Here is a 6,182-nt window from a genome sequence, read left to right on the forward strand (position 1 = left end):
GATCTTCTATAAGGAAATTTATAAAGTGGACAGTTGTTACAAGAAACAAAAAACTAAAGGGTTAACATCCAATTGCGTTGTAGCTTCTTAAACTTTCTTAGTTCATTTCTTAAAATTGGTAAAAAGTCCTTACCATTACTACTAGATCTTTCTAATCTATAAGAGTTTCTATAAAGCAAATTAGTTAATTGTCTAAGTGAAGCAAGGTGTTTATACTTTCTTTCTGAATTACGTTCTAATTCGGCACTAGCAATTTCAGGAGCTAAAGAGATAGATTGTTGCACAATATCACCAGTGAAATAAATATTAGAGTCTTCTGTACCATCTTCATTTAGAGGAGCTAAGTCTTCTTTTAAGTAGGTAGAAATACTTTGAGAAAGCGCAAAAATCTCTTGGGCTTTTCTGTAAACCGGTAATTCCGATAGGTTTGGTGGGGTATTGTGTAACATGATTCTCTTTTTCACTACAATTTGTTCAAAATTACTCACAAGATTTCATTTTCAACTTTAATATTTAAAGTAAATTGTTATTTTTGCTTTAGAAAGCATGTTTTTAAGGTTTAAAATCTTTAAATGAAAATTGACGAGCTTAATATTAAGATTCTTAGGTGTTTACAGCAAAATGCCAGACTTTCTAATGCCGAAATTGGAAGACAGGTTGGAATAAGTTCTCCAGCTGTTTCAGAACGTATTAAAAAGATGGAAGATCTTGGTGTAATTGAAGGTTATAAAACGGCGGTAAATCCATTTGAACTAGGCTATCAATTAAAGGCTATAATCACATTAAGGGCTTTTATGGGGAAACTTAAGCCCTTCTTAGAAAAAGTTAAAACCTTTGATGAAGTGGTAAACTGTTATCGCATTACTGGAGACGAAAACATAGTAATGGAAGTAGTTCTAAAAAACCAAAAGCATCTTGAAGCTTTTATAGATCAACTCATTATCTACGGAGAAAGTAAAACTCAAATTGTTTTATCTGATGTGGTAAAACAAAATGAGTTAAAACCTTTAAAATAACTATCAAAAGATTGTCATTCCGAACGAGGTACGAGGAGGAATCTCATAGTCCTTAATTAAAGGTTAATTTCATCATTTTGATCACTTGGTATATCATCATCAGGATCTATATCATCGTAGTTCACTCCCGGAGGATTAAAAAGGCCCCATCTATCAATAACGTAATTCCAACAATCAAAGGTCTTCACCCATTCAGCAAATAACACTCTAAACTCATCAACTTCTTTTCTTAATAAATCCAGATATTCAATGTCTTTAAACCCATGTATTTGAATTCCTCTGGCATCAGTTATTAATTCTTTTGCCGATTTTCGTATAATAGTTGCGTTTTCCATTCTAATGTCATATAACATGTCTTCATTGGCAACCCCTGCGATTTTGGCTGGAATAATCATGGCATTTTCTCTTAAATAACTTAGATTACTTCCAATCATTTCGGCTTGGATATCGTCTTTAAAATCAATATCAGTTTGCTCAACAGCTTCAATAATATGACCAACTAGCTTTTGTATTTCAATAGCTTTTTTAAATACAGGGAGTTTATTCCACACTTCCATTATAAATTTACTTTATTTAATGTTCTATAAATATAAGGCTAAGAAAAACCTAAGTTAAGAATTGCAAGGATATTTAATTCACTCTCCAAGGCGGATTTTTTCTATTCTTTCCGCCATAAAACAAAATAATTTTATTGTTGTCCAAATCAAAGAGGTGCGCCTCTCTCCATAAAAACGATTTATCTTCTGGTAATTGAGAAAACACAATACCTTTTTTCTGAAGTTTTTCAACAAGTTCATCTAAATTATCATCTTCAAAATATATGGTGATACCCTCTCCTTTAGGTAATTCATTAACTTTATGAATAGAAAAGGTGCTGTTTCCATCTGGACATTCGAACCTTACATACCTCGGGAGAGCATCTACTATAAGATGCAATCCCAAAGTTTTGTAAAATTCAGTTGCTTTAGCAACATCAACAGATGGTATTGTTACTTGATTTAAATCCATAGTATATCTTCTTCTTCAACCATCGCAGGTTCTTTTTTTTTCTTTTTATATTTCAAATACTGTTTCAATGTAAATAAAAGAAAAACACATAATCCAGCTAAGGCAGTAATTATAAACCAAGTATTGTCAAATCCTATTTTACCAATTAGCTGTAAGCCCATATTATGTCCAAAAATATGTGCAATAGAAAAAGCTATAGAATATAATGCCATATATTCACCTTGATTTCCTTTTTTGGCTCTATCCATGGCAAAAGCATTTGAAAACGGAAAGGCTATCATTTCTCCAAAAGTCATTAAAAGCATTCCAATTACGAGTACGCCAACCCAATTCGTAAAGTTGAGTATAACAAAACTTAAGCCAGTTAAAACAGCTCCAAAAAGCATTAAGCTCGTTTTAGTAAACTTTGTGTTCTCTAACCATTTTATTAATGGCATTTCAAAAACAAAAATTAAGAAACCGTTCATACCGAGCAGTATACCTATTTCAAATTCAGTTAACAAATGAACATCTTTATAATAAATGGGCATTGTTGAGAAGTATTGTAAAAATACAATACCAAAGAACATCATTGCAAATAGGAAAATTAAAAAAGCCTTATCTCCGTATGCAGATTCCGGGTTTTCAACTTTTACCTCATCAAGTTGTTTTGTGGTTTTTGGGTTTAACACATTTATTAAAACCAAGGTTGCAACAATACATGTAATACCATCTACCCAAAACAAACCGCTATAACCAAGAGTTGTAATGATTAATCCGCCAACAGCAGGACCTGCAGAAAAACCAAGGTTAATAGCTAATCGAATAAGCGTAACAGAACGCGTCTTGTTTTCAGGTTTACTGTATGCGCTTAGAGCTACGAACATTGCGGGTCTAAAGGTGTCTGCTACTAGCATAACTAAAAAGATACCAATACAGAATGCTGTAAAACTAGTTAGAAATTGCAAAGCAATGAATAAAATACCAGTACTAAGCAAACTGTAGGTCATTACTTTGTAATAACCAATTTGGTCTGTTAATTTGCCACCAAGCCATGAACCCACTACCGAACCCAAACCAAAGGCACTCATTATCCATGCGACGTTACTAACGGTAAAGCCTAAGCTTTTGGTTAGATATAAGGATAAAAACGGAATGACCATGGTACCGGCTCTATTGATTAAGGTAATGAGCGCTAACCACCATACTTCTCTAGAAAGTCCTTTAAAAGTGTTTACGTAATTGTTAATTAGTGTCTTCATGATTTCTTTTTTTACTAAGTCATAAATAAAATTGGTTTAATTAAACAGTTGAAATTCAACTAAAAATAAAAAGTCCGACTGTGAAGTCGGACTTTTTAACATTGCAATATCTTATATTAATATCATCACAATATATAACAAGCCCGACATGTTTCCTTTTTGGTTAAGGAAATCATCCATTGCTTTCTACAAATTGCGACGTAATGTCTCATCATTATAATTATTTGATGCTTCAAAGCTAGATAAAATTTTCTTATGTTGTACATTTGAATGAAAGAAATTTTTTTATTCATGAAAAATGTAACCCTAATTTTGCTATTTGTTTCTTTGATTTCCTGCGGGCAAGATAAAACGCCAATTAAAGGTGAAACCGAATATCAGAGAGCTCAAAATGCCAAGTTTAAAGATGTTACCGAATCTCCTTTAACCGATAAAGACCGAAAGAAGTTTACAGGATTAGACTTTTTTAAAGTAGATTCTTCCTATGTGGTCTCAGCTAGGTTTAAAAGAACACCTAATGAAATATCTTTTAAGATGAAAACTACCACTAACAGACGTCCAGAGTATGTTAAATATGGAGAATTGTCTTTTACATTAAAAGGAAAAGATTTAAAATTAGATATATACCAAAATCAGGAACTGATACAAAAGGAAGGTTATGAAGATTACCTGTTTTTACCTTTTTTAGATGAAACCAATGGTGTTGAAACTTATGGAGGCGGACGCTATATAGATGCTAGAATACCAGAAGGAGATACTATGGTTATTAATTTTAACGAAGCCTATAACCCTTATTGTGCTTACAGCGAAAGATATTCGTGCCCTGTAGTACCAAGACAGAATTATTTAAGAGTTAGAATAGAAGCTGGGGTTAAGGCTTTTGAGAAGCATTGATTTTTTGAGAGTTTTTAAAGACTTTTAAGACTTTCGTAACTCGATTTAATGTTTTTATAGTAGTCCGAAGATAGTTTACTCCAGGTGTAGAAAGATAAAAAGCAAAAAATAAGACTAAATATACTTAGCGATAAAAAAACAATTGGTCTTTTATCTAAATTAACCAAACAATAAAGTAATAGAGAAACCGTAATCATTAGGAAATTGATTATCCAAGATCTTGCTAAGCGAAGTCTACTTCGGTTATAATCAATGGCGGATTTTAAATGATCCGATTTTTGAATAATGTATACCACCTTAAGTTTAATGCTGTCATTATTATCCTCTTCTGAAAATATCTTTTTTATATTTTTTCTTTCTTTTTTCTTAAATATTTGAAATCCAATTCTATCAACTATAATACCTAATATGTAAGCTAAACCTGTTATTGGAAGCAAAAGAATAGATGGCATTTCTTCCTGTAATAAAAAACTAAAATCGAATCCGTTTATTCCCAAAATAATTAGAATAATCCATGCTAAGGTGCCAAATCCAGTTATGAGAAGTTCTATAAAAACTTGGGTTGTAGTCATAAGTTGTCCTCTTTATATAAATTTAGTTGAAACAAAATACCCAAACCAAACACAAAATAAGCCTAAGATTATACTGGATAATACATAGAGTAGAAATAATCTAGTTTGACCAGAGCGTAAATAAGACAAACTTTCATTAGCAAAAGTAGAGAAAGTGGTAAAGCCACCACAAAAGCCACCAACTAAGAAAACAAATACCTCATTGGATATTTTGTTTTTTATCAAAATATATCCAAAGATAAAACCAATAACAAAGCTGCCTATTAAGTTAACACAAAAAGTACCCCATGCGAAATTAAAACTATCTGTATTAAATTGCTTGCCAATAAGATAACGCAGTACACTACCAAAACCACCACCAACAAAGACCAATAAAAGCTGTTTCATTAATTATATTTTGTGCCACCCTGAACTTGTTTCAGGATCTCGTTTAAAAATGTATTTGAGATGCTGAAACATGTTCAGCATGACAAAGTTCATAATTTATTTTAAAGGAATATAAATTTCAGTTACCCAATCTGCCGGATTCGGAAAGTCACCCGGGTCATTAGTGTAAATTTCGAAAGGAGGCATATCTGCTTGTACTAATCCACTTTCTGCTATATGTTTCATTGTTGCTTCCCAGGCCTTAGGCAAGTTGGTGTAGTTTCCTTTTAATGTCGTTTTTAACACTTTAATTTTTGGAATAAAACCACAAAGTACCTCACTATCTTTTTCAACTTTAACTTTATTTAATATTGGTATGGCATTACTCATAATAATATTCCCATTCTCAGTATTCATCTCATTATAAATTGTAAAAGGCATGCCATTAGAAACAATATTATTTTTAGCCATATAACTCATAATTTCACCATATTGTTTGCCCATAACTTGGCTAATGTTAGTTCCAGTGGCAGATGTGGTTTTGTACATGTAAAACCCACCACCATATTCTGTTTCACCATCAATATTTACAGAGAACTTTTTCATACTTGCGGTTACTACACTATCTAATTTAAACAAGCCGCGTTCAAAATCAGGACCCGTACTTTCTTCAATAGAACCTGCAAACATTAATGCAAATTTGGTCATGAAGTCCAATTCACCATCCATACCCCAGGTTACTTTTGTGCCTTCATCGGTAGTTTCAAACGTCCAATTGATATTGGATTCGGACTCAAAAGGCTTAATAAACTGAATTTTTTGAGCAATAGATGTATTATCTTCAACAGCTATAGTTTTCATATTACCTTCACCTAGTATCTCGCCATTCCATCCATAAGTACCATCAACTCCCGAAGTTTTATCTCCATAAGTTAATTTGGCATCTGGTTCTTGTTCTATCCATGGTGAAAAATTAGGCCAATTCTTAAAATCATTAACCTCATTAAAAAGTAAAGATACAGGGGCTTTTATGGTTTTGCTTCTAGAGAATGCATAATCATTTGGTTGCACTGCAACATAAATGG

The 6,182-nt window shown here is 32.3% G+C and carries 9 protein-coding genes; 2 read left to right on the forward strand and 7 right to left on the reverse strand.

The annotated features are described in order from the left end of the window. Positions 1-53: 53 nt before the first annotated feature. The gene (locus FUA24_RS00030; protein WP_148539557.1) at positions 54-449 is read right to left on the reverse strand and encodes a hypothetical protein; all 396 of its coding nucleotides are present in this window, start codon (positions 447-449) and stop codon (positions 54-56) included. Positions 450-572: 123 nt separating this feature from the next. Between FUA24_RS00030 and FUA24_RS00035 the strand changes: the two genes are divergently transcribed. Beyond that, on the forward strand, positions 573-1,016 hold the full coding sequence (locus FUA24_RS00035; RefSeq protein ID WP_148539558.1) for an Lrp/AsnC family transcriptional regulator: 444 nt from the start codon (positions 573-575) through the stop codon (positions 1,014-1,016). Between the two features lie 56 nt (positions 1,017-1,072). Here the strand turns inward: FUA24_RS00035 and FUA24_RS00040 are convergent, their stop codons facing one another. From FUA24_RS00040 to FUA24_RS00050, 3 genes are all read right to left on the reverse strand, one after another. Continuing rightward, positions 1,073-1,573, reverse strand: coding sequence for a hypothetical protein (locus FUA24_RS00040; protein WP_148539559.1), 501 nt, complete (start codon positions 1,571-1,573; stop codon positions 1,073-1,075). Positions 1,574-1,646: 73 nt separating this feature from the next. Beyond that, a complete protein-coding gene (locus FUA24_RS00045; RefSeq protein WP_148539560.1) occupies positions 1,647-2,024 on the reverse strand; it encodes a VOC family protein in 378 nt (125 codons plus the stop codon). Then, positions 2,015-3,265, reverse strand: a complete 1,251-nt coding sequence (locus tag FUA24_RS00050; RefSeq protein ID WP_148539561.1) for an MDR family MFS transporter — start codon at positions 3,263-3,265, stop codon at positions 2,015-2,017. Before FUA24_RS00050 ends, FUA24_RS00045 begins: the two co-directional genes overlap by 10 nt. A gap of 291 nt (positions 3,266-3,556) precedes the next feature. Here FUA24_RS00050 and FUA24_RS00055 point away from each other — a divergent pair, with 291 nt between their 5' ends. Next, positions 3,557-4,159: a DUF1684 domain-containing protein gene (locus tag FUA24_RS00055; protein ID WP_148539562.1), complete on the forward strand. Its 603-nt coding sequence runs from the start codon at positions 3,557-3,559 to the stop codon at positions 4,157-4,159. 14 nt (positions 4,160-4,173) lie between these two features. Here FUA24_RS00055 and FUA24_RS00060 read toward each other — a convergent pair whose 3' ends face one another. The 3 genes from FUA24_RS00060 to FUA24_RS00070 all read right to left on the reverse strand — a co-directional run. After that, positions 4,174-4,731, reverse strand: coding sequence for a hypothetical protein (locus FUA24_RS00060; RefSeq protein WP_148539563.1), 558 nt, complete (start codon positions 4,729-4,731; stop codon positions 4,174-4,176). A gap of 12 nt (positions 4,732-4,743) precedes the next feature. Further along, complete coding sequence (gene crcB, locus FUA24_RS00065; RefSeq protein ID WP_148539564.1) at positions 4,744-5,118, reverse strand: fluoride efflux transporter CrcB; 375 nt, start codon at positions 5,116-5,118, stop codon at positions 4,744-4,746. A gap of 96 nt (positions 5,119-5,214) precedes the next feature. Beyond that, positions 5,215-6,182 (reverse strand): SRPBCC family protein (locus FUA24_RS00070; RefSeq protein WP_148539565.1); only part of this gene is annotated, 968 nt, incomplete at its 5' end.

The sequence above is a fragment of the Seonamhaeicola marinus genome, from assembly GCF_008085455.1.